Source organism: Polaribacter sp. IC066 (assembly GCF_007997085.1).
GTDB lineage: Bacteria > Bacteroidota > Bacteroidia > Flavobacteriales > Flavobacteriaceae > Polaribacter.
The window spans coordinates 1-1,825 of sequence record NZ_VORR01000121.1 but is presented as its reverse complement, the minus strand read 5'-3'; the positions used below and the strand labels follow the sequence as shown (position 1 = coordinate 1,825).

Below are 1,825 nucleotides of genomic sequence, written 5' to 3'. Positions count from 1 at the left end.
TAACAAAGTATAAAAAAAATTGCTAAATTAGTGCTTTATCAAAGTTCGTTGCATTTTTGCGTACTACTGAATTTCCGTTGGAAATTCCTCGCACACAAAATCGCAACTTTCCTTATACACAAACGTTGCCAATAATATAAAAAACGAATATGAAGAACATCTTTTTGATTTTTATAATTTTATTTTCGATCAAAATTTCAAGTCAAGAATATAATAAAAAGACAAGATATTTAATTGGAACATTTCACACACAAAACACTACGATCAACGGAATTGCATTTGGTGCTTTTCCACAATTTAATGATGAAAGTAGATTTGTAAAAACAAATGGAATTAGATTAGAAATCCCAGGAATTGGAATTTTAGCACCAATAGGAAATGGAAGTCCAATTTCAAGAATAGACAGTATTAGCGGAAAGTTTAATCGAAAAGAATACAAATTTGATGAAAAAATAAATGGAATAAATATATCAACAGGAACAGTTGGAGATGTAAGTTTTAACGGAATTACAATTGGAGCAATTGCTCAATTTGGAATAATGAATAACGGAATTGCAATTGCTGGAGTTTGGAATGCAATGGATAAATCTAATGGAATTCAAATTTCTGGATTATTAAATGAAACATTGTATAGTAATGGAATTCAAATTTCAATACAAAATTCATCAATAATTATGAATGGTTTACAAATTGGAGGATTTAACTATGGAAAAGAAATGTATGGAATACAAATAGGAATATTTAATAAAAGTAAAAAAACAAAAGGAATACAAATCGGAATTTGGAATGTTAACGAAAAAAGAAAATTTCCGTTAATAAATTGGAATTTTAAAGACTGAAAACAAAATACTATTGGCAACACCGTACAAAATTAATTGCTTTTGTTTTGGCTTATTTAGGAAAGTCCTCGCAGACTTTCTATTTAGTTATTATTTATTAAATTTAGTGCTTAACCACAGCAAAAAATCTTGTACAAACACGTTGCCAACCATTACTCACTCAAAACTATGAAATATATTGAAATTATAAATTCAGTCATTTTAATTGTATTAACAGTTGCTTTTTTTATTCAGAATAACAGCTTGAAATTTATGGAAGCTGCAATTGATTCATATCAACCTGAAAAACTGAAACAAGCTCAAGAATATATTGAAAAAGGAAATGAGCATAAAATGGAATTATTAGTTTCTCAAAAGATTGATGGCATATCAAAAAAAAGTATGGAAAGGTTTATGGAGGCGAATAAAACTTTTCATGAACAATACGACGAAGTAATTTCAATACCACTTGCAATTTTGAAAGACAAAAACTGGGAAGAAAGAGAAGCTTTTTTAAAAACACTACCAAAAAACGCTGAAAATTTCCGAAAAATTTTAGAGGCGATGGACGACGGGAAATTTGATGAATGGAATGACAAACAAAAATAGTATGATATTCACGTCCTGTTAAATATGAACTTTCGGAAATTAATCCATTCTTATAAAGCGAATAAAACTGAATGTCGAATTTATTTGAATTATCTTTTTTTAACATAATTTTGAATTTTAAAATAATGATGGAAATAAAAAACGGTGGGCAACACCGTACAAAATTAATTGCTTTGGTTCTGGCTTATTTAGGAAAGTCCTCGCGGACTTCCTATTCAGTTATTATTTATTAAATTTAGTGCTAAACCACAGCAAAAAATCTTGTACAAACACGTTATGTTTCATTGCTCGGGAAAATCTAAAGGCTAACTAAAGTTGAATGAAAAACAAGAATTTAAACTATATAACATCTGAATTCTTGCCAGCATGTTGAATAGAAAATCTCTGCGGAATTTGAA

Annotated in this window: 2 protein-coding genes; both read left to right on the top strand. The window is 28.5% G+C overall.

From position 1 onward, the window contains the following. Positions 1-149: 149 nt before the first annotated feature. A complete protein-coding gene (locus ES044_RS18160; RefSeq protein ID WP_147120784.1) occupies positions 150-839 on the top strand; it encodes an LA_2272 family surface repeat-containing protein in 690 nt (229 codons plus the stop codon). A gap of 168 nt (positions 840-1,007) precedes the next feature. After that, positions 1,008-1,427 carry a hypothetical protein gene (locus ES044_RS18155; protein WP_147120716.1) on the top strand — a complete coding sequence of 140 codons (420 nt, stop codon included), beginning with the start codon at positions 1,008-1,010 and terminating at the stop codon, positions 1,425-1,427. The last annotated feature ends 398 nt before the right edge of the window (positions 1,428-1,825 follow it).